This window comes from uncultured Microbulbifer sp. (genome assembly GCF_947498635.1).
In the GTDB taxonomy this organism is placed as follows: Bacteria; Pseudomonadota; Gammaproteobacteria; order Pseudomonadales; family Cellvibrionaceae; genus Microbulbifer; species Microbulbifer echini.
In genome coordinates this window covers 76529-96863 of record NZ_CANMKV010000004.1, presented here as the reverse complement: position 1 = coordinate 96863, position 20335 = coordinate 76529, and the positions used below count along the sequence as shown (strand labels likewise).

Annotated in this window: 12 protein-coding genes; 5 read left to right on the top strand and 7 right to left on the bottom strand. The window is 53.7% G+C overall.

Annotated features, from left to right (window positions below; genetic code table 11):
* Positions 1 to 355: 355 nt before the first annotated feature.
* Both Q1A69_RS03340 and Q1A69_RS03335 read right to left on the bottom strand, forming a co-directional pair.
* Positions 356 to 2530 (bottom strand): malate synthase G, encoded by a 2175-nt coding sequence (locus Q1A69_RS03340; protein ID WP_299581101.1) that lies wholly within the window; start codon positions 2528 to 2530, stop codon positions 356 to 358.
* Positions 2531 to 2719: 189 nt separating this feature from the next.
* Complete coding sequence (locus Q1A69_RS03335) at positions 2720 to 3655, bottom strand: LysR family transcriptional regulator (RefSeq protein ID WP_299581098.1); 936 nt, start codon at positions 3653 to 3655, stop codon at positions 2720 to 2722.
* Positions 3656 to 3769: 114 nt separating this feature from the next.
* Here Q1A69_RS03335 and Q1A69_RS03330 point away from each other — a divergent pair, with 114 nt between their 5' ends.
* The 3 genes from Q1A69_RS03330 to pta all read left to right on the top strand — a co-directional run bounded on the left by Q1A69_RS03330 (position 3770) and on the right by pta (position 9006).
* Positions 3770 to 5368, top strand: coding sequence for an isocitrate lyase (locus Q1A69_RS03330; protein ID WP_299581095.1), 1599 nt, complete (start codon positions 3770 to 3772; stop codon positions 5366 to 5368).
* A gap of 261 nt (positions 5369 to 5629) precedes the next feature.
* Positions 5630 to 6838 carry an acetate kinase gene (locus Q1A69_RS03325; protein WP_299581092.1) on the top strand — a complete coding sequence of 403 codons (1209 nt, stop codon included), beginning with the start codon at positions 5630 to 5632 and terminating at the stop codon, positions 6836 to 6838.
* Between the two features lie 2 nt (positions 6839 to 6840).
* Positions 6841 to 9006 (top strand): phosphate acetyltransferase, encoded by a 2166-nt coding sequence (pta, locus tag Q1A69_RS03320; protein ID WP_299581089.1) that lies wholly within the window; start codon positions 6841 to 6843, stop codon positions 9004 to 9006.
* A 4-nt stretch (positions 9007 to 9010) separates the two neighbouring features.
* Here pta and Q1A69_RS03315 read toward each other — a convergent pair whose 3' ends face one another.
* Both Q1A69_RS03315 and Q1A69_RS03310 read right to left on the bottom strand, forming a co-directional pair.
* Positions 9011 to 11218 (bottom strand): acetyl-CoA hydrolase/transferase C-terminal domain-containing protein, encoded by a 2208-nt coding sequence (locus Q1A69_RS03315; RefSeq protein ID WP_299581086.1) that lies wholly within the window; start codon positions 11216 to 11218, stop codon positions 9011 to 9013.
* A 24-nt stretch (positions 11219 to 11242) separates the two neighbouring features.
* Positions 11243 to 13477 (bottom strand): acyl-CoA dehydrogenase, encoded by a 2235-nt coding sequence (locus Q1A69_RS03310; protein WP_299581083.1) that lies wholly within the window; start codon positions 13475 to 13477, stop codon positions 11243 to 11245.
* Between the two features lie 267 nt (positions 13478 to 13744).
* Here Q1A69_RS03310 and Q1A69_RS03305 point away from each other — a divergent pair, with 267 nt between their 5' ends.
* On the top strand, positions 13745 to 15181 hold the full coding sequence (locus Q1A69_RS03305; protein WP_299581080.1) for a di-heme oxidoredictase family protein: 1437 nt from the start codon (positions 13745 to 13747) through the stop codon (positions 15179 to 15181).
* 83 nt (positions 15182 to 15264) lie between these two features.
* Here the strand turns inward: Q1A69_RS03305 and rraA are convergent, their stop codons facing one another.
* From rraA to ppsA, 3 genes are all read right to left on the bottom strand, one after another.
* Positions 15265 to 15744 (bottom strand): ribonuclease E activity regulator RraA, encoded by a 480-nt coding sequence (rraA, locus tag Q1A69_RS03300; protein WP_299581077.1) that lies wholly within the window; start codon positions 15742 to 15744, stop codon positions 15265 to 15267.
* A gap of 132 nt (positions 15745 to 15876) precedes the next feature.
* On the bottom strand, positions 15877 to 16359 hold the full coding sequence (locus Q1A69_RS03295; RefSeq protein ID WP_299581074.1) for a L,D-transpeptidase family protein: 483 nt from the start codon (positions 16357 to 16359) through the stop codon (positions 15877 to 15879).
* Positions 16360 to 16878: 519 nt separating this feature from the next.
* Positions 16879 to 19242, bottom strand: a complete 2364-nt coding sequence (gene ppsA / locus Q1A69_RS03290; protein ID WP_299581071.1) for a phosphoenolpyruvate synthase — start codon at positions 19240 to 19242, stop codon at positions 16879 to 16881.
* A 198-nt stretch (positions 19243 to 19440) separates the two neighbouring features.
* Between ppsA and Q1A69_RS03285 the strand changes: the two genes are divergently transcribed.
* Complete coding sequence (locus Q1A69_RS03285; RefSeq protein WP_299581068.1) at positions 19441 to 20268, top strand: pyruvate, water dikinase regulatory protein; 828 nt, start codon at positions 19441 to 19443, stop codon at positions 20266 to 20268.
* Positions 20269 to 20335: the final 67 nt, after the last annotated feature.

Sequence of the window (20335 nt, the reverse complement as noted above, 5' to 3'; positions counted from 1 at the left end):
CACACCCAGAATTTACAATCACAAATAAGACAACGATTATTTTTCTCATCATCACTCTTTATTAAATATAATCGCCGTAAACTGCTGTTGACAACCCCCCCTTTACGAAGCAAAAAGATCATGTGCCACGATGGTTCAGTCCATCATTAGCCGCTCTATTGCCAGTGAGATAAACCCCGTGCCTATAAGGTATTGATTTTTCTATGCCCATACAAAACATGAATTTTGCTTGAACTCTACAAACACAATACAGATTTCCCAGGCTGAGATATTGAAAGAACTTCCGAAGAATTGACATTTATCAACAAAAAAAGACCCCTTTCGGGGCCTTTTTAATACTCAATCCGCTCAACAATCATGCATTCAAAGCCTTAAACTCGCGTCTACGGCGATGCAGTACCGGCTCGGTGTAGCCATTCGGCTGCGCGTAACCTTCAAACACCAGCTCACAGGCTGCCTGGAAGGCGACACTCTTATCGAAGTCAGGAGCCATATTGTTGTAATTCGCATCCCCAGCATTCTGGCGATCGACTACGGCGGCCATACGCTCCATGGTTTCACGCACCTGCTTCTCCGTAGCGATGCCATGCTTGAGCCAATTGGCAATATGTTGAGAGGAAATTCGCAAAGTTGCGCGGTCTTCCATTAGACCAACATCATTAATATCCGGGACCTTGGAGCAACCCACACCCTGCTCTACCCAGCGTACTACGTAGCCGAGGATTCCCTGGGCATTATTGTCGAGTTCCAGCTGGATTTCTTTGGCACTCCAATTTGTATCTTCAGCTACAGGGACCGTGAGAATATCTTCCAGCTTGGCGTGGTGGCGATACTGAATTTCTTCCTGGCGGCGGTTCACATCTACCTTGTGGTAGTGCAGTGCGTGCAGGGTGGCTGCTGTGGGGGATGGAACCCAGGCCGTATTCGCGCCGGCCATAGGATGCGCGAGCTTGGCGTGCATCATAGCTGACATCTGATCAGGAATTGGCCACATGCCTTTGCCAATTTGCGCTCTGCCCTTGAGACCGCTGTTAAGACCTACATCGACATTCCACTCTTCGTAGGCGTTGATCCAGGCGGACTGCTTCATATCGCCCTTGCGAATCATGGGCCCGGCAAGCATGGAGGTGTGGATTTCATCACCGGTGCGATCCAGGAAACCAGTGTTAATAAACACCACGCGTTCCTTCGCTTCAGCGATACAGGCCTTAAGGTTCACCGTAGTGCGGCGCTCCTCATCCATGATGCCCATCTTCACTGTATAGCGGGGTAGCCCGAGGACATCCTCGATACGGTTAAACAGAGTGTTGGCGAAAGCCACCTCATCCGGGCCGTGCATCTTCGGCTTAACGATATAGATACTGCCCTCACGGGAGTTCTTGATCGCATTATTGCCGCGTAGATCGTGCAGGGAAATCAGGCTGGTGATCATGCCGTCGAGAATGCCTTCAGGAATCTCCTGGCCATCCCCATACAAAACCGCATCGTTGGTCATCAGGTGGCCGACGTTGCGCACAAACATTAAGCTGCGGCCCGGTAGCGTAAGCTGATTGCCATTCGGGGTGATATATTCGCGATCGGCATTGAGCCTGCGCTCGAAAGCCTTACCACCTTTATTGATGGTTTCCTTTAGGTCACCCCGCATAAGACCGAGCCAGTTGCGGTAAACCACAACCTTATCCTCCGCGTCCACAGCGGCTACGGAATCCTCACAGTCCATGATGGTGGTCAGCGCAGACTCCATCAATACGTCTTTAATACCGGCGTCGTCGGTCTTACCAATGGGGCTCTCGCGATCCACCTGAATTTCAAAATGGAGGCCGTGCTGCTTGAGCAGAATGCTGGTGGGCTCTTCGCTATCACCGAGGTAGCCAGCAAATTGCTTGCCATCTTTTAGGGTGGCGATATCGCCATTGGCCTGAACGACTTCCAGCAAAGAGCCATTGATACGGTACTGAACGGCCTCTTTATGACTGCCACAAGTCAGCGGAGCAGACTGGTCGAGGAAGCTGCGCGCGTACTCAATGACCTTGGCGCCGCGCACCGGATTGTATTCACTGCCCTTTTCAGCACCACCCTCTTCACTGATCACATCAGTGCCATAAAGGGCGTCGTAGAGGCTTCCCCAACGGGCGTTAGCGGCATTGAGTGCATAGCGAGCATTCATCACCGGCACAACCAGCTGTGGGCCGGCTAGAGTGGCGATTTCTTCATCCACATTTTCCGTGGAGGCACCGAAATCAGCTGGCTCATCCACCAGGTAACCAATTTCACGCAAGAATGACTGATAACCTTCCAAGTCACGGAAACCTTTCGGGTTGTCGCTGTGCCAGCGATCCAGGGTTTCCTGGAGCTCATCGCGCTTCTGCAGTAGAGAGCGATTTACCGGAGCCAAGTCGCGAACGATCGCATCGAGTCCAGCCCAAAATTTCTCGGCATCAACCCCGGTTCCTGGAGTCACCTCCTCGCAAACCAGGTTGTAAAGCTCTGGTGCGATTTGTAAATCACCGATTTGGACGCGTTCCGTCATACCCTGGGCCTCTCACTGATTGTTGGAATTACGGCATTCTAAACAGCCATTTCGGCATACCGCTAATTTATAGACACAATTTCCACTATTCATAGATCAAATTTTTATGAATGCGGATGGCGCATGAAACTTCATTCGAAGAACTAACCATTCATCGGCAAGACACATGCCCGCTTACCCGCTGGTCACTTACAGGGCTCGGCCAATATCCAGGATCAGGCGGCGCAACCAGCGGTGTGGCGCGCTCTGCTGTAAAAGCGGACTCCAAGCCATTTTCAGCTCCAGCGGTGGAATATCCAGTGGTGGGTCCCGGCGCACCACTCTGGGGTTATCACTGGCAAGCTGAGCCAGGCGGGTGGGTACTGTTACGATCAAGTCGCTCTGCTCCGCCAGCAGCATGGCCACTTGATAATGTCGGGTGAACACCGAAATATCCCGCTTTTCCCCCAACTGCCCGATGGCTTCATCCACCCAGCCAAGGCGCTGTACATCCTCCGGGTTAACCCCCACACCAACGCCCATTCCGGTCTTGCTCACCCAGATATGCTGGGCCTTTAAATAACTTTGCAGATTGTAGTCTTCGAGAATTGGGTTATCTGCCCGCATGATACAGGAGAAGCTGTCACGCCATACCGTCGCCTGGTGGAAGCTCTGCGGCATGCTGTCGAAGCGATTGATGACCATATCCACCTTGCCCTGCTCCACATCCACAAAACTCACATCGCTGGGGGTCATGATATCCAGACTAATGCCCGGTGCGTTATCCCGCAGCTGCTTGAGCAATGGTGGAATCAATGTGGATTCCGCATAGTCACTGGCCATAATTCGAAACGTTCGACGGGTATTAGCGGGATCGAAATCCCGGTTGGGCTGAATCACCCGATCGATGCTGGATAGCGCCTCGCGCACCATCGGCTGGAGTTCCAGTGCGCGCTCTGTGGGCATCATTCCCTCTCGGGTGCGCACCAGTAGGGGGTCGTCAAAAAGTTCACGCAAGCGTTTGAGGCCATTGCTCATAGCGGGTTGGGACAGCCCAAGGTAGTTAGCCGCGCGGGTGACATTGCGCTCACGTAATAGCACATCTAGGTACACCAGCAGGTTCAGGTCAGCTCTTTCCAGTTGCATACAACATTTGCCAAATCGATAGTGAAAATAAAATCAATAAATTAGGCAAATTATGCCACTCCTCCTAAGATACTCAACACCTAATCGCAGTCACCGTTTTAAGGAAACACTGTCATGTCCACTTACAATCAAGACATCGACGCGGTAGCTAAGCTCCGTGACAGCAAGAGCGGCTCTTGGGACGCCATCGATCCCGAATCCGTCGCCCGCATGCGCGCCCAGAACAAATTCAAGAACGGCCTGGATATTGCCAAGTACACGGCCAATATCATGCGTGCAGACATGGAGAACTACGACAAGGACACCTCCAAGTACACCCAGTCTCTGGGCTGCTGGCACGGTTTTATCGGCCAACAGAAGATGATTTCTATTAAGAAGCACTTCGAAGGCAATACCGATCGCCGCTACCTGTACCTGTCCGGCTGGATGGTCGCCGCTCTGCGCAGCGAATTTGGCCCCCTGCCCGACCAGTCCATGCACGAGAAGACCTCTGTTGCAAACCTGATCAACGAGCTGTACACCTTCCTGCGCCAGGCCGATGCCCGCGAGCTGAACGACCTGTTCCGCGAGCTGGACGCCGCCCGCGACGCCGGTGACAAAGCTGCCGAGAAAGCGGCTCAAGACAAGATCGACAACCACAAGACCCACGTTGTACCCATCATCGCCGATATCGATGCCGGTTTCGGTAACGCGGAAGCCACTTACCTGATGGCCAAGCAGATGATCGAAGCGGGGGCTTGCTGTATCCAGATCGAAAACCAGGTTTCCGATGAGAAGCAGTGTGGCCACCAGGACGGTAAAGTAACCGTTCCCCACGAAGACTTCCTCGCCAAGATCCGCGCGGTACGTTACGCGTTCCTGGAGCTGGGTGTAGATAACGGCGTGATCGTTGCCCGTACCGACTCCCTGGGTGCCGGCCTGACCAAGCAAATCGCCGTGACCAAAGAGCCGGGCGACCTGGGCGACCAGTACAACGCCTTCCTGGATTGCGAAGAAATCGCACCTTCCGACCTGGCCAATGGCGACGTTGTCATCAACCGCGAAGGTAAGCTGCTGCGTCCTAAGCGTCTGCCTTCCAACCTGTTCCAATTCCGCAAAGGTACCGGTGAAGCGCGCTGCATCCTGGACAGCATCACCTCCCTGCAAAACGGTGCTGATCTTATTTGGATCGAAACCGAGAAGCCTCACGTTCGCCAAATCGGCGGCATGATGGACGAGATCCGCAAAGTCGTTCCCGATGCGAAGCTGGTTTACAACAACAGCCCGTCCTTTAACTGGACCCTGAACTTCCGCCAGCAGGTATTCGATGCCTGGGCTGAACAAGGCAAAGATGTCTCCGCCTACGACCGCGCCAACCTGATGAGCGCTGAGTACGATGACTCCGAGCTGTCTGCCGCGGCTGATGAGAAGATCCGGACCTTCCAGGCAGATGCTGCCCGTGAAGCGGGTATCTTCCACCACCTGATCACCCTGCCCACTTACCACACTGCGGCCCTGTCCACCGACAACCTGGCCAAAGAGTACTTCGGTGAGCAAGGCATGCTGGGCTACGTGAAAGGTGTACAGCGCAAGGAAATCCGTCAGGGTATCGCTTGCGTTAAACACCAGAACATGGCCGGTTCCGATATCGGTGACGACCACAAAGAATACTTTGCCGGTGAAGCTGCCCTGAAAGCTTCTGGTAAAGACAACACCATGAACCAGTTCGGCTAAGTACGCTCTTATACCTTATAGGTAGATTCAAGGCGGCGTGAGCCGCCTTTTTCTTCAGGAACTCCCCCCTTGGCCAAACCGGCCAGCGGTTTATGGTTCCGCTGAAGAAGAACAGTTATTGCAAACTGCGCTTTAATCTCTGCACTTTGAATTCGGGCCGCAATCGAGGCCCTTTTTTGTTTCTCCGCAAAGCCCCTTTCTGAAGATTTTTACGACAAATTGGCTAGCCTTAGGTTATATCTGCTGGAGTGTGCATAGCCTATGCCCGGCCCAAGCCTTGTATTGATCCTCAACTGCGGCAGCTCCTCGCTGAAGTTCTCCGCCATTGACCCCGCGGATGGCGCAGAATTCTTATATGGCCAGGCCGAAGCCCTGGGCACCTCTGCCGCAAGACTGAAATGGCGTCAGCACAATGAGGAGGGAGACGAGCAGCTCTCCCCCACCGATGACTGCGAAAGCATTATCGAGGCCTTGGTGGGGCGCTTTGCTGAATCCTGGTCTCACCTTCGAGAACGCCTTATGGCCATAGGTCACAGAGTGGTCCACGGCGGTGAGCACTTTGCCGACTCCGCTCTGATCAATACAAAGGTCCTATCGGCTATTCGCAACTGCTGTGAACTGGCGCCGCTACACAATCCCGCTGCCCTGCAAGGAATACAGGCCTCGTTAACAGCCTTCCCGCAACTGCCACAAGTGGCGGTATTCGATACCGCCTTTCACCAAAGTATGCCGGACTACGCCTATTTATACGCCCTGCCCTACAGCCTCTACCGGGACCACCATATCCGCCGCTACGGCATGCACGGCAGTAGTCATCGCTCTATTGCCGAACGCGGCGCTCAATTGCTGAAGACGCCCACCGATAAGGTCAACATCATTTCCGCGCACCTTGGCAATGGCGCCTCCATATGCGCCATTAAAGGCGGGCAAAGCCTGGATACCAGCATGGGGCTGACCCCACTAGAGGGGCTGGTGATGGGCAGCCGTTGCGGGGACTTGGACCCCGGCCTGCTACTGCACCTGGGCGAGGCGTTAGACTACTCCTTAGCGGAACTCGAGCTTCTCCTAAACCGCAAAAGTGGGCTTCTGGGGATTTCTGAGCTGAGTAATGATTGTCGCGAACTGGAAGAAGCCATGGCTAAGGGGCATGCTGGAGCACGCTTGGCGTTGAATATATTCTGCTACCGACTGGCCAAATATATCGCCGCCTATACAGTACCGCTCAAAAGGCTCGATGCCCTGGTATTCACCGGTGGCATCGGCGAGAACTCCAGCTGGGTGCGGCGCAAAACCATAGACTGGCTCTCTCCACTGGGCTATCAGCTGGATGCCGAGCGTAACGAAAAAATCCGCTTTGGGGCGGAGGGAAGAATTTCCAGAATCGGAACACCGGATATTTTTGTCATTCCCACTCGGGAAGATTGGGTAATCGCCCGCGACACCGCCCGCCTCGCGGCCAAGGCGCAATAAGAATGTCGCACAACGCACGCAGTCTCATGCTGGTTCCTCTTGATATCAGTGTCGGAATCACCTCGGTAAGTCTGGGCCTGATAAGGGCACTTGAGCGTAACAGAGCGGAAATTCAGTTTTTCAAACCCGTGAGTGAGCCCCCTTCCCGCGATGGCACAATCGAGAGAACCACAGAGATATTGCGGCAAACGACCAGCTTAAAAATTCCCCGCTCTTTCAGTGCACAGCAAGCGGAAAGCATGATTGCAGCGGGAGAGACTACAGAATTGCTGGAGAAGATATTGCGCCTCTACCGCAGCAGCTTTCAGGCAGCGGAAGTGATTGTGGTGGAGGGTCTCTTACCCAGTGGGCTAAACCAGTTCTCCGACCAGCTGAACTGCCAGGTGGCCAAGACCTTGGATGCGGAAGTGATTTTGGTGGCCAGCCCCCATGCAGGGGATATTCACCAGCTAAAAGAGCGCCTGCAATTTGCGATGCGTTTATTTGGCCGGGGCCCATCCAACCCGGTAGTGGGCTGCATTCTCAATAAACTGGACGCACCCACTCGCGTATCTGACCCACCGGGTGCGCATTTTATCTCTGTGGGCGCCCAGCAGGAGCCCCCCGCTGCCGCCATCGACCGCAAGGCGCTGTACCGCCAGATACCGTTGCGGATTGTTGGTGCTATACCCTGGAATGCAAAGCTTCTAGCCCCTCGCGCCCTGGATCTCGTTCGGCACTTCGATGCGCAGATGATCAATCGCGGAGAGCTCGAAAGCCGCCGCTTGCACAGTGTGACTTTCTGCTCGCGATCACTCGCCAATATGCTTCACCGTTTCACATCGGGAGCCATGTTGGTCTCATCGGCCGATAGACCCGATGTGGTAACAGGAGCCTGCCTGGCAGCAATGAACGGAGTGAAAATTGGTTGCCTGCTCCTGACTGGGGGTTTTCGACTCGATCCCGGTGTACACAAGCTTTGTACCCCAGCCATGGAGACCGGCCTGCCAGTCCTACTGGTCGAGTCCAATACCTGGCGTACCGTCATGGACCTGCAAAGCTTTAACCTGCGCACGCCCGCTGATGACCGCGAGCGGATAAACAGGGTGCAAGACTTCTTCGCCAGCCACCTGGATAACGATTGGGTGAAATCCCTCACCCAAATTTCTCAGCGCCCGCGCCGTATAGCGCCCCCAGCTTTTCGCTACCACCTAACGGAACTGGCCCGACGCGCCCCAAAACGGATTGTTCTGCCGGAGGGGGAAGAGCCCCGCACCATCAGAGCCGCTCTGGCCTGTACAGATCGCGATATTGCAAAGCCCGTATTGTTGGGGAGGCCCGAAACCATTGGAAGAGTGGCTGAGCAACAGGGCCTGAAACTCAATAACAACGTTGAGATCATCAACCCAGAGGATGTGCGTGAGAACTATATAGAGCCGATGGTGACTCTGCGTAAAAGTAAAGGGCTCACCCAAGTGGTTGCCAAAGAGCAGCTCCGGGACAATGTGGTGCTGGGCACCATGATGCTGGCACTGGACGAGGTAGATGGATTGGTATCGGGCGCTATTCACACCACAGCCAATACCATCCGCCCCGCCCTGCAATTAATCAAGGCGGCACCGGGTGAGGAATTGGTATCGTCGATTTTCTTTATGCTTCTGCCCGATCAAGTATTGGTTTACGGGGACTGCGCCATTAATCCAGATCCCAATGCGCGCCAGCTGGCCTCGATCGCGATACAGTCGGCGGACTCCGCTGCGGCGTTTGGTATCGAACCGCGCGTGGCGATGATCAGTTACTCCACCGGCACGTCGGGAACAGGCTCCGACGTAGATAAAGTCCGTGAAGCCACCCAAATTGCCAGACAAAGAAGACCGGAATTGATAATTGATGGACCGCTGCAATACGATGCGGCACTGATAGAAAATGTGGCCGAACAAAAAGCGCCGGACAGCCCTGTAGCCGGGCATGCGACTGTGTTTATTTTCCCCGATCTGAATACCGGCAATACCACTTATAAAGCGGTGCAGCGCAGTGCAGATTTAGTCAGTATTGGTCCCATGCTGCAGGGGCTGCGCAAACCGGTGAATGACCTTTCCCGCGGTGCTTTAGTCGACGATATTGTTTACACCATTGCGCTCACTGCCATTCAGGCCCAGCTGCGACAACAGGATCAGAAAAACAAATAACCGCTTACTCCCAACTGAGGGGGCGACGGGGATCGATATACTGATACAACGCGGCGGCAATCATATAGGCCTCCAGCCGATGCTCATAAGTGGCAGGATGATCACAACCCATTCGTTCCAGGCAGCGCTGTAGGTACGTCAATTTATCAGATTTGTCGCGCCAGACCTTGCGCCCTTTGATCACCGCTACCAGCATTCGCCACCAGCTGCGATCTGCCGCCCGCAGCTGCTGTAACGCAACGGCAAGCAGCCCCTCGTCATCGGTAAAATCGGTCCCCAGAGGATAGTAAGGCAACATCGCTAGAGATTTCTCATCAGAGAAAGTTTCGGCAATATGTTCCGGCGTATTTTGATTAAACTCAGCGGGAATATTAAAGTCTTTTTCGATCTTGCCCGCATGTTTTGCCTGCTCCAGCAATACCGCCTGGAATTGCGCATCGCAAATACTCAGCATCGAGACCATTACATCCCGGTCTGTTTTACCGCGCAGATCCACCGCTCCGTATTCGGTAACCACAATATCGCGCAGGTGCCTGGGTATGGTTGTGTGGGGGTATTCCCACACAATATTACTCTCACAGGTTCCATCGCGAACGCGAGTACTGGGCAGCGCAATAATCGAACGAGCACCGGACAGGGCGAAAGCTTGGGCCACAAAATTGTACTGCCCGCCGACACCACTCACTACTTGATTGTCCACCAATCCATCGGAAACGACCGCCCCGCCGAGGGTGACCATCATGGCAGAGTTGACAAAACGCGCATGTTTTCTCTGGGCCTGTTTCAGCGCCAACTGATCGTGTAGGTCATTGGTGAACTCGATTGACGTCATATCGATACCGGCCCGCTCTGCTGGAGCCAGGTCACGCAATTCCCGGTACATCACTTCAGGGCCGAGGTAAAAACCGCCATGAAGCCAAATGCCACCCTTCAGCTTCTGATTCAGGCAGCCACCGATGAGGCGCCGGCGGCCGTGCTCACTGTGGAGGTCGCACTCCTCCTCCTCGCCATCCGGTGTCAGTAACTTGTGGCCGCGCCAACTATAGCTCTCATCGACAATGCCAAAGCGCTGCAAGAACTTCGTATCCTCCGGGGTGAGCGGGCAGTGGATACGGCCACATTTTTTTAGCGCAAGCAGGGTTTCCTCATTGACGGTGTGGGTAATAGCATCAGAGTCGAGCAGCTCCTGTAATGCCCTATCCCCAAAAACTTCACGGATCAGAATTCCCGCCCTGCGCAGATGCAAAAAGCCATGGGGAACCATTTCACTGGCTCCATAAAGCCCCTGTTGAAACGGTACTTTTTGCAGGGGTAGGTTTTCCCGGTAAGCGGCGAGGCGTACTCCGCTGAGCGATTCAAGTAGTCGCGTGTAGAGCGCATTCTCTGTCTGTCGCAAGCGCAGTGCATGGCAAACTGCATCGCCCAGCGCCCCGATGCCCACTTGCAAAGTCCCACCATCGGCGATCAGGCTGGCGACATGGAAAGCGATCGCGTATTCGGTAAAGCTCACCGGCATCGCGGGCGCCGCAAAAAGGGGGGTATCGAAGGCTTCCCCTTCGAGCAAAAAATCGAACTCCGCTTCAGCAAGTTCACTACTACCGACCATGTAAGGCAACTGGGGATTGACCTCACCCAGTAAAAGCAGAGGCGGCTCTTTGCGCTCTTCCGCCATTTTTAAAAGTGGCAAAGTCAGATCTGGGTTACAGCTCAAACTGTATTTACCCCCTTCTGGCGAAGGTGACACCATCTGCGCAATAACATTAACCCCCCCGCGCAAAAGATCCGCGGGCACCTGAGTATAATTTGCACTGATATAGTGTTGCTGCGCGTAGCGGTTGCCCAGCAGTGCGCCGGGTTCCATAAAAAATTCGATCACCTCAATATTTTTCGGAAGCTGCCCCTTGCTACGCGCCTGCACATAACCCAGATCCTGGTAGTGGCTGTAGAGACGATCCAGTAACGGTTGCACGAAACGACGCATGATGTCGCTGCTACCCCTGGGGCGCTCAAGAGTCAGTGCAGTGAATATAGTGAGGGAAATAGAGGGGTCGGTGGCTGCGCGTGCATAGAGAGCGTTAACGAAGTGGTTGGCCTTGCCCAGCCCCAGGGGCAATCCCAGTACAATTTTTTTGCCGACTTTTTGCAAAAGTGTATCGATGCACTTATCGACACTGGTAAAGCGCTGCGGGACTTTGCTGAGGGGTGCTCCCATTGATATCTGGCTTCCCAGGCAAGGCTATTCGATTTTTCCCGCCTCCTCTCCTAAGTGATCAAAATGATCCACCTGAATAGCCTTGTCCACTGCATCTGCGGCCTCTCGCAATGCACCCGCTTCCTCATCGCTGATCAAGTTACGCTGTAACCCCTCCTCCACAGACTCGCGGCTAAGAGTGCGTATACCACCTTTCTTCAGTTTTTGCCGCGCGCGCTCAGAGGCGCACACCTTGTTGAAAGCCTGCTCAACGATATCAATTCCATCGCCGGGGTTACCGAGGAAGACACCACGAGTGAGGCGGTCCCGGGTTTTGGACGGGTTCAACAACAGTTCGGCACAGGCCCGTGCCTGACGGTCCGATGCGGTATGGATACTATGCCCCCAAGGCATGGTCAGGAAGTGCATCAACTGACCAAAAAATGGGCGCGGAAAATTGTGAAAAACCTCCAGGAGTTCAACTTCAATTTTGTACAAGCCATCGCGCATAGCGAACTCCAACAGCGGCAAATCATCCTTGGGGTTTCCATCGTCATAGAAACGCTTGAGCGTGCAACTGAGCAAGTACAACTGACTAAGCACATCGCCAAGGCGGGAAGAAATCAGTTCTTTTCTTTTTAATTCCCCCCCCAGTGTCATCAGGGAGAATTCTGTCACTAGCGTAAGCACAGCGGAATAGCGATTAATTTGGCGGAAATACTTGGCTGCGCCGCCCACATTGCGAGGACTACTGGCAAAGAGCCCCACTGTCCACCCGTGGAATACGCCCCGAAACAAGGTCTTGATCTGGAACCACATATGCTTCGGGAGAAGGTTATCCAGTTGCTCCAGGCCCTCCTCTTCATCGGGATTTTCCGCCGCGAGCATTTCATCGAGTAGATACGGGTGACAGCGTATTGCCCCCTGACCAAAGATCATCAAGCTGCGAGTCAAGAGGTTGGCCCCCTCCACCGTAATCGCCACAGGCACCGCGCGATAGGCATTGCCCAGGTAGTTCATCGGGCCGTCCATTATCGCCTTGCCCGCATGAATATCCATAGCATCATCGATCGCCTGGCGCAGCCCACCCGTAGCACTGGCTTTCATGATTGCGGTAATCACTGCCGGCTTGAGCCCATCATCCAGCGCCCTGGTGGTAGTTTTGTGAGCGCTATCGAGCACAAAGGCGATAGCGGCAATCTCTGCCAAACGCCGCTGAACCCCTTCGAAACGCCCCACGGGCATATTAAATTGCTCGCGAATACGCGCATAAGCACCAGTGGCCCTGGCCGCCATTTTCGCGCCGCCAGTGGAGAGTGAGGGTAGGGAAATACCCCGTCCCGCCGCCAGGGCACTCATCAGCATTTCCCACCCCTTCCCGACATTGTCCTGGCCGCCGATAATCCACTCCATGGGAATAAAGACGTCCTTGCCCCAGTTGGGGCCATTCTGGAACGACTGCATGGCGGGAAGGTGGCGCTGGCCGATAGTAACGCCCTCGGTATCAGTAGGTACCAAAGCCACTGTGATCCCCAGTTCCTCTTTATCACCGAGGATATGCTCTGGATCGTAGAGCTTGAAAGCGAGCCCCAATATAGTGGCCACTGGCCCCAGGGTGATGTAGCGCTTATGCCAATTGACACGCATACCCAGGACCTTCTCCCCTTTGTGCTCTCCATAGCAGACCTCACCGCGATCAATCATGGATGCGGCATCGGAGCCCGCCTGGGGGCTGGTGAGGGCAAAACAGGGAATATCAGTGCCATCGGCGAGCCTAGGCAAATAAAAATCCTTCTGCTCCTGGGTCCCGTGGGCTAGTAACAACTCCCCCGGTCCCAGCGAGTTGGGCACCATGACCGTCACCCCCACAGTGTTACTGCGTGTAGAAATTTTGGTGACAATTTCAGCATGCGCAGTAGGGGAAAAGCCGAGGCCGCCGTATTTTTTGGGGATAATGATTCCAAAGAAGCGGTTCTTGCGCAGAAAGGCCCAAACATGCTCAGGGATATCGTGATCGACAAAACTGATCTGCCAGTCGTTCACCATCTTACAGAGTTCTTCGGCGGGGCCATCCACGAAGGCCTGCTCCTCCTCATTCAGTTCCGGCGGGCCCATATCCAGTAGTTGCTTCCAGTCTGGCTTGCCCGATAGTAACTGGGCATCCCACCAAACTTCACCGGCCTCCATGGCCTCACGCTCAGTTTGAGAAATTGGCGGCAAAACCCTCTTAATAATGTTCAGAAGAGGTTTGGTAAAGAACTTCTTACGCAACTCGCTCATTTTTACCTTCTGTAGCTGCAGTATCGGCGAAATACCCTGCCATTTCCCACAGGCCATTGAGAGTTATCAAAACACAATGATAGGCAACGAATGGAATAAAAGAGCCGGCGCCCAGGAGATCCTATCGTTTAAACACCGATAAGATGTAATAGGCGCCACTTGTCGTCATATCCCTAAGAAAAACTACCTATATTTAAAAAAATGGAATGGACGCCGCCAGTGAAGATCAGGATCTATTGATGTAAAGCATTGAATTAGGATGCTCATATGAAGCTGACTCTAATGAATTCGGTTGTCGTTGTCGGCCTGCTATCACCCACCCTACTCTTCGCCAACCTGGCGGGAGAAGGCCCCCGCTTAGCCCCGGAAGACAGAATTACTCAAGGGCAGATAGTCGAGGGCGAGCTGACCCTGGATGAAATTCGCAAAGCTGGACTGCTTATCTTTAGCACCCCATTTAATCGCCAGGATGGTTATGGGGATGGCGAGCACGACAGCTCCGAGCCAGATAATAACTCGGCCGAGTCCGGCAACAGGCCAACCTTACAGGGCAATGGCACCTACCTGAGGGTAAATGGACTCGATTCTCAAAACTGCCTCGAGTGCCATAGCATCGTCAGCAACCGCACAGTGCCAGCCACCCTCGGTATTGGCGGCGGTGGTGGCTTTAGCACCAGTGCAATGCTTCGTCCGGTAAATATCGATGTGATTGACGAAGACTTCGATGGGACTGCCGAATATAACGGTCGCCTGATCAACCCCCTCTTTTTATTTGGTTCTGGGGGCATCGAATTAGTGGCTAGGGAAATGACCGAAGATCTTCAGCATCTCAAGCAGTATGCCCTGGACAACCCCGGAGTGATTGTCAACCTGGATACAAAATCCGTTAATTTTGGCACTATCGCTGCTGATGAGCATGGCAACCTGGACACCAGCAATGTTCAAGGTGTCGATGAAGACTTAGTCGTGCGACCTTTTGGCAGGAAAGGGGATAATGCCTCAGCCCGTGAGTTTGGTTTAAACGCCCTGGTCTTCCATATGGGGATGCAGGCGACGGAGAAGTTTGGTGGCGCGGATGCCGATTTTGATAAAGATGGCGTCACCAATGAAATCTCTGTCGGCGATCTCTCTGCACTCAGTATCTTTGTTGCGACTCTGGATCGCCCATTCCAAATAGAGTCCTCAAAAAACACTAACGGTTTCAGGTTATTCAATGAGATAGGCTGCGCCGACTGTCATCGTCCCGTTATGACGACGGAACGCAGAAAGTTACCTTTTAAACTAACCGGCTCCCCACACACTCCCTTCGAAGATACCTTCTATGAGGTGGACCTGAGCAAACCACCCACGATCTTCAAGTCCATTTTTGGGGCTGGAATTGAAGTCCAGATGTTCTCAGATCTCAAGCGACATGATATGGGTATAGCGCTGGCTGAAACAGCCTTCTTCCAGGATGAAGTGCAAAACAGGGAATTTATCACCGCGCGCTTATGGGGGGTTGCGGATACGGCGCCCTATATGCACGATGGCCGGGCACTCACCCTGGTTGAAGCTATTCTGCTGCACGATAATCCCGGTAGCGAAGCCGGTTATGCGGCCCAAAATTTCAACAACCTCAGTGACGATGACAAAAACAAAATTCTGTATTTTCTGATGTCTCTGAGAATGCCCAGAGATCCAGTCTCTGATTTAATCAATCGCTAGGAAGTGCCGCGAGGAAAATGCCTGTGGAGTCGCAAATTACCTGCGGGCATTTTCACTCGGTAAGTTCTTATTAAAAATTTATTTCACACTAAAGATTGTTGAGCAACAATGATACCGTTGTTGTCCCCATACAGATAATCGCCCGGGCGGAATGTCACCCCACCGAAAGTCACTGCCAGATCCCGTTCGCCGATCCCCTTTTTTTCAGTTTTCATGGGGTGTGTACCCAGGGCCTGGACTCCCAGATTCAAAGCTGAGATCTGGTCAACATCGCGGATACAGCCATACATCAAAATCCCCTCCCAACCATTGGCTACCGCTTTTTCGGCGAGCATATCTCCCAGGCATGCACGGCGCATAGAGCCCCCTGCATCGACTACCAAAACCTTGCCCTGCCCCGGCTCCGCCACTAGCTCACGGACCAGGGAATTATCCTCGAAGCATTTGATAGTTACGATTTGCCCGCCAAAACGCTCACGGCCACCATAATTAATAAACATAGGTTCGACTACTTGTACCGCATCGCCGTGGGCATCACACAAATCAGGTGTTGAAATTGACATAATTTCTCTCGCAAGCTTCCTTAAAAAAATGATGATAGCGGTACTGTTACTCTGGTGGCAGGCGGACAAAAAAATACCGGGTATCACCCCTATTGATAATACCCGGCTAAGGCTTCGCTGCTACAAAACTGTTTAGTGTGTGACGCGAACCGGAGTGCCTACACGCACATGTCGGTAAAACTTACTCGCCATATGCGGCGGCATGCGTACACAACCATGGGAGGCGGGATATCCGGGTACATGGCCCGAAGCGTGTAAGCCAATACCACCGTTGAAACGGATGTAATTATTCATTTTTGCACCGCGATATACCGTACCGGAAGGACGGCGATGCTTGCGGGTGTTTACATTGGACCTAACCACACGGCCCGTGCGTCTATCCACATAGCTACCGTAAATCGAAGAGCGATGATTTGGGTGTTTGGAAAGCACACGGAAATGCCCAGGCCGTGTGCTATAGCCTCGCTTGCCTGAGGATATTCGTGATACCCCGACCAACTTACCCCCCTTGTAGAGGTAGGCGCGCTGCTCACTCAAATCAATTCTGATCGATGGGCTCCCTCCGCGGGCTGCGGCTCGGTCATCAAACCAATTACCGCCTCGTGGCTTGGCCATTGCAGGGGGTACTGCGAGAAATGCCAGAAGGCACAACATCAGAAATATATGAAAAATCGGGACTTGTAACTGTCTGCTCGTATGCATAGCTCACCTCAACAATTTTTTCTGCTCTGCCAAAGTGGGCGGTAAGGAAAACAGCCGAACCGATACCACTTGAACTTCAACACCGAGGGAAATATCCCCAACAGGTGAATCAGCACCAAAGCAAATTGCGCGGAGTATTTTTGTTAATGCGCTGCCTCAGGACTCTTTGGATTCTATTGAGGCAGGCGTAAAAACTTAGAATGATTTCTTCTCTCGATGGGGAGCCATAGAGGTTTGAACTTTTTAGGTAGGGTGTGATGCACAAATATCACACACAAAAATGCAGGATAAATTTCGGGGTAATTGGGGAATGCCGCAACAGGGGTCTAAATTTCCAGCAAAGACGCATTGGCCCATGCAAAAAAAATTCTAGGAGGCCAGAGCAACCATGAGATAGGAAAGCGGCCCACTGGGGCCGCCTTTAGAGGAAAATTAGGCTTCTTCGTTCGCCAGGAATAGCCAGGTATCTACGGCCGTATCGGGATTCAGGGAAACACTATCGATCCCCTCGTCCATCAACCAGCGAGCAAAGTCTTTGTGGTCAGAGGGGCCCTGACCACAGATACCCACGTACTTACCCGCTTTCTTACAAGCCTGAATAGCGCGGGACAACAGTGCTTTCACAGCCGGATTGCGCTCGTCAAACAGGTCGGCCACCAGACCGGAATCCCGATCCAGGCCCAGAGTGAGCTGAGTCAGGTCATTGGAACCGATAGAAAAACCGTCAAAGTGCTGTAGGAATTCCTCAGCCAGAAGTGCGTTGGAGGGCAGCTCACACATCATGATGACCTTCAGGCCACCCTCTCCACGGCGAAGGCCGTTTTCGGCGAGCAGACCGACAACCTCTTCGGCCTCTTCCGGCGTGCGCACGAAGGGCACCATGATTTCCACATTGGTCAAGCCCATCTCATCACGCACTTTCTTCAGCGCGCGACATTCCAGAGCAAAGCACTGACGAAAATCTTCGGAGCGGTAACGAGCCGCACCGCGGAAACCGAGCATCGGGTTCTCTTCGCTGGGCTCGTACAACTGTCCGCCCACCAGGTGTGCGTACTCGTTGGACTTAAAGTCCGATAGACGCACGATCACGCGATTGGGGGCAAACGCTGCCGCGAGGGTAGCGATACCTTCCACCAGTTTCTCAACAATGAAGTCTTCCGGTGATGCGTAGCCACCGATGCGCTCGCGTATATTCTGCTGCAGGTCTTCCGGTAGCTTATCCAGATCCAGCAGGGCTTTGGGGTGGATGCCGATCATGCGGTTCAGAATAAACTCCAAACGCGCGAGGCCAACCCCCTGATTGGGCAGGTGACTAAAGGCAAAAGCGCGATCCGGATTGCCCACATTGAGCATGATCTTGAAGGGCAGATCTGGCATTTCGGCGACTTCGGTCTCCTCACGCTGGAAATCCAGTTCTCCAGACATTACGAAACCGGTATCACCCTCAGCGCAGGACACCGTTACCGGAGTGCCGTTTTCCAGAAGTTCGGTGGCGTTTCCGCAACCAACCACTGCGGGAATTCCCAATTCACGGGCAATAATTGCCGCGTGACAGGTACGGCCGCCGCGATTGGTGACAATTGCGCTGGCCTTCTTCAGAACGGGCTCCCAGTCGGGGTCAGTCATATCGGTTACCAGGACTTCACCATCCTGCATCGCCGCCATATCTTCTACGGACTTCAACTTGCGCACACGGCCGGCACCGATACGCTGGCCGATTGCACGCCCCTCGCACAGCACCTCGCTGCGCTCTTGTAGGCTATAGCGTTCAATACTGGTGCCCTGATCGCGAGAACGCACGGTTTCCGGACGCGCCTGTACGATAAACAGCTTGCCGGTGTCACCGTCTTTGGCCCACTCGATATCCATCGGGCGGCCGTAGTGCTCTTCGATCTTGCGCGCCTGCACAGCCAGACTGGTCAGCTCTTCATCATTGAGGGCAAAACGCTGACGGTCTTCTTCTGCAACTTCGACAGTTTTTACGGAGCGCCCGCACTCACCACTCTGGTCATACACCATCTTGATGGCCTTGCTGCCGCGATTACGACGCAGAATAGCCGGACGGCCCGCATCCAGGGCAGGTTTGTAAAGGTAGAACTCATCGGGGTTCACCGCACCCTGAACGACCGTCTCTCCCAGACCAAAGGCCGCAGTGATAAAAATTACATCGCGGAACCCACTCTCGGTATCGAGGGTAAACATCACACCAGCGGCGCCGGTTTCACTGCGCACCATGTGCTGGATACCCGCAGACAGGGCCACGCCCACGTCCGCATAACCGGTATGCACTCGGTAAGCGATAGCGCGGTCGTTGTAGAGGGAGGCAAACACTTCTTTCACAGCCTGTAGAACCGCATCGATTCCACGGATATTCAGGAAAGTTTCCTGCTGGCCGGCAAAAGAGGCATCGGGCAGGTCTTCCGCGGTTGCAGAGGAGCGCACCGCAACAGCGGTAGCACCGCCCCCCAGGGCCTCGTAACCTTCGCGGATTTCTTTTTCCAGCTGTGCGGGAAAGGGGGTCTGCAAGATCCAGTTACGGATCTCCTCACCAGCCTTCGCAAGCTCTGTAACATCGCCAACATCCAGCCCTTTCAGACGCTCGGCAATGCGCTGCTCCAACTGTTCGTGGGCGAGGAATGCCCGGAAGGCATCCGCTGTGGTTGCAAAGCCGCCCGGTACACTCACACCAGCACCGGCCAGAGATGAGATCATCTCGCCGAGCGATGCGTTTTTACCGCCGACCTTATCGACATCATCCATTCCCAGTTTTGCAAAGTCGATGGTGAAATTCGTCAAGTGAAGCCCCTCTGAAATCAGGTTTTGTTGGGCGCTGATTATAAGGATGAGTCTTGTAAAAAATAGCCCAGAAAAAATGGCCAATATGTTGTAAATTTTCTACAAAAAATGACAACCGCACGAAGGTAAGACCTTTTGGCCCGCCGCCCCTATACTAGCGGCCTCTCAGCAGCACCCGCCAACAGACAGAGAAAAAGCATGGCAAAAGATAAACGCACCGCCTTTTTTATTTCCGATGGAACCGGTCTCACCGTGGAGGCCATCGGCCACAGTCTGTTGGCGCAGTTTCAGGACCAGCATGTCGAGCAGGTGACCCTGCCCTATATCGACTCCAGCGAAAAAGTCCAGCAGGCACTCCAGCGTATAGAGCGGACCGCGCAGGAATCGGGCCTTCAGCCCATTATTATTACCAGTATCGTTTCCGACCGGATTCGTGATCAGCTGCACCAAAGCTCTGCCCTGATGCTGGATGTATTTGAGAACTACCTGACACCCCTGGCCAATTTATTTGGGTGTGATCCCACCCAAACCGTCAACGCCTCCCACGGTATCGCCGACAACCGGCGCTACAGCGAGCGAATCGATGCGGTGCACTTTGCTATCGATAATGACGATGGCCGCCGTATCAGCGAATTCGAACAGGCCGATGTGATATTACTCGGCGTTTCCCGCTCCGGTAAAACCCCCACCTGCCTATACCTTGCCCTGCAGTTTGGCCTGCGCGCGGCCAACTATCCCATCACCGAAGAGGATATGGACTCCACCACTCTACCGAAGATACTGCGCCCCTATCATCGCAAACTGTTCGGTCTCACCATTGATCCGAAACGATTGATGCAGATTCGACAGGAAAGGCGCGCCAACAGCCGCTACGCTTCTAAAGAACAGTGCGAATTTGAGGTACGACAGGTCGAACAGATGCTGAGACGGGCTCAGGTGCCCTTCCTCAATGCTACCCAGCTTTCCGTGGAGGAGCTCGCCACCCGCCTAATGTCCCAGGCAGGTATCGAGCGAAGAATTGACTAAGGATTGACTAAAGGGCCACGCGCCCTTTTCACACCGCGTCAAAATGTGTAGTGTGCGCCGTCTTCCA

Excerpts from the sequence above, each read along its gene's own strand:
- Q1A69_RS03340 (WP_299581101.1), bottom strand. The coding sequence starts at position 2,530 with ATGACGGAACGCGTCCAAATCGGTGATTTACAAATCGCACCAGAGCTT.
- Q1A69_RS03335 (WP_299581098.1), bottom strand. The coding sequence starts at position 3,655 with ATGCAACTGGAAAGAGCTGACCTGAACCTGCTGGTGTACCTAGATGTG.
- Q1A69_RS03330 (WP_299581095.1), top strand. The coding sequence starts at position 3,770 with ATGTCCACTTACAATCAAGACATCGACGCGGTAGCTAAGCTCCGTGAC.
- Q1A69_RS03325 (WP_299581092.1), top strand. The coding sequence starts at position 5,630 with ATGCCCGGCCCAAGCCTTGTATTGATCCTCAACTGCGGCAGCTCCTCG.
- pta (WP_299581089.1), top strand. The coding sequence starts at position 6,841 with ATGTCGCACAACGCACGCAGTCTCATGCTGGTTCCTCTTGATATCAGT.
- Q1A69_RS03315 (WP_299581086.1), bottom strand. The coding sequence starts at position 11,218 with ATGGGAGCACCCCTCAGCAAAGTCCCGCAGCGCTTTACCAGTGTCGAT.
- Q1A69_RS03310 (WP_299581083.1), bottom strand. The coding sequence starts at position 13,477 with ATGAGCGAGTTGCGTAAGAAGTTCTTTACCAAACCTCTTCTGAACATT.
- Q1A69_RS03305 (WP_299581080.1), top strand. The coding sequence starts at position 13,745 with ATGAAGCTGACTCTAATGAATTCGGTTGTCGTTGTCGGCCTGCTATCA.
- rraA (WP_299581077.1), bottom strand. The coding sequence starts at position 15,744 with ATGTCAATTTCAACACCTGATTTGTGTGATGCCCACGGCGATGCGGTA.
- Q1A69_RS03295 (WP_299581074.1), bottom strand. The coding sequence starts at position 16,359 with ATGGCCAAGCCACGAGGCGGTAATTGGTTTGATGACCGAGCCGCAGCC.
- Q1A69_RS03285 (WP_299581068.1), top strand. The coding sequence starts at position 19,441 with ATGGCAAAAGATAAACGCACCGCCTTTTTTATTTCCGATGGAACCGGT.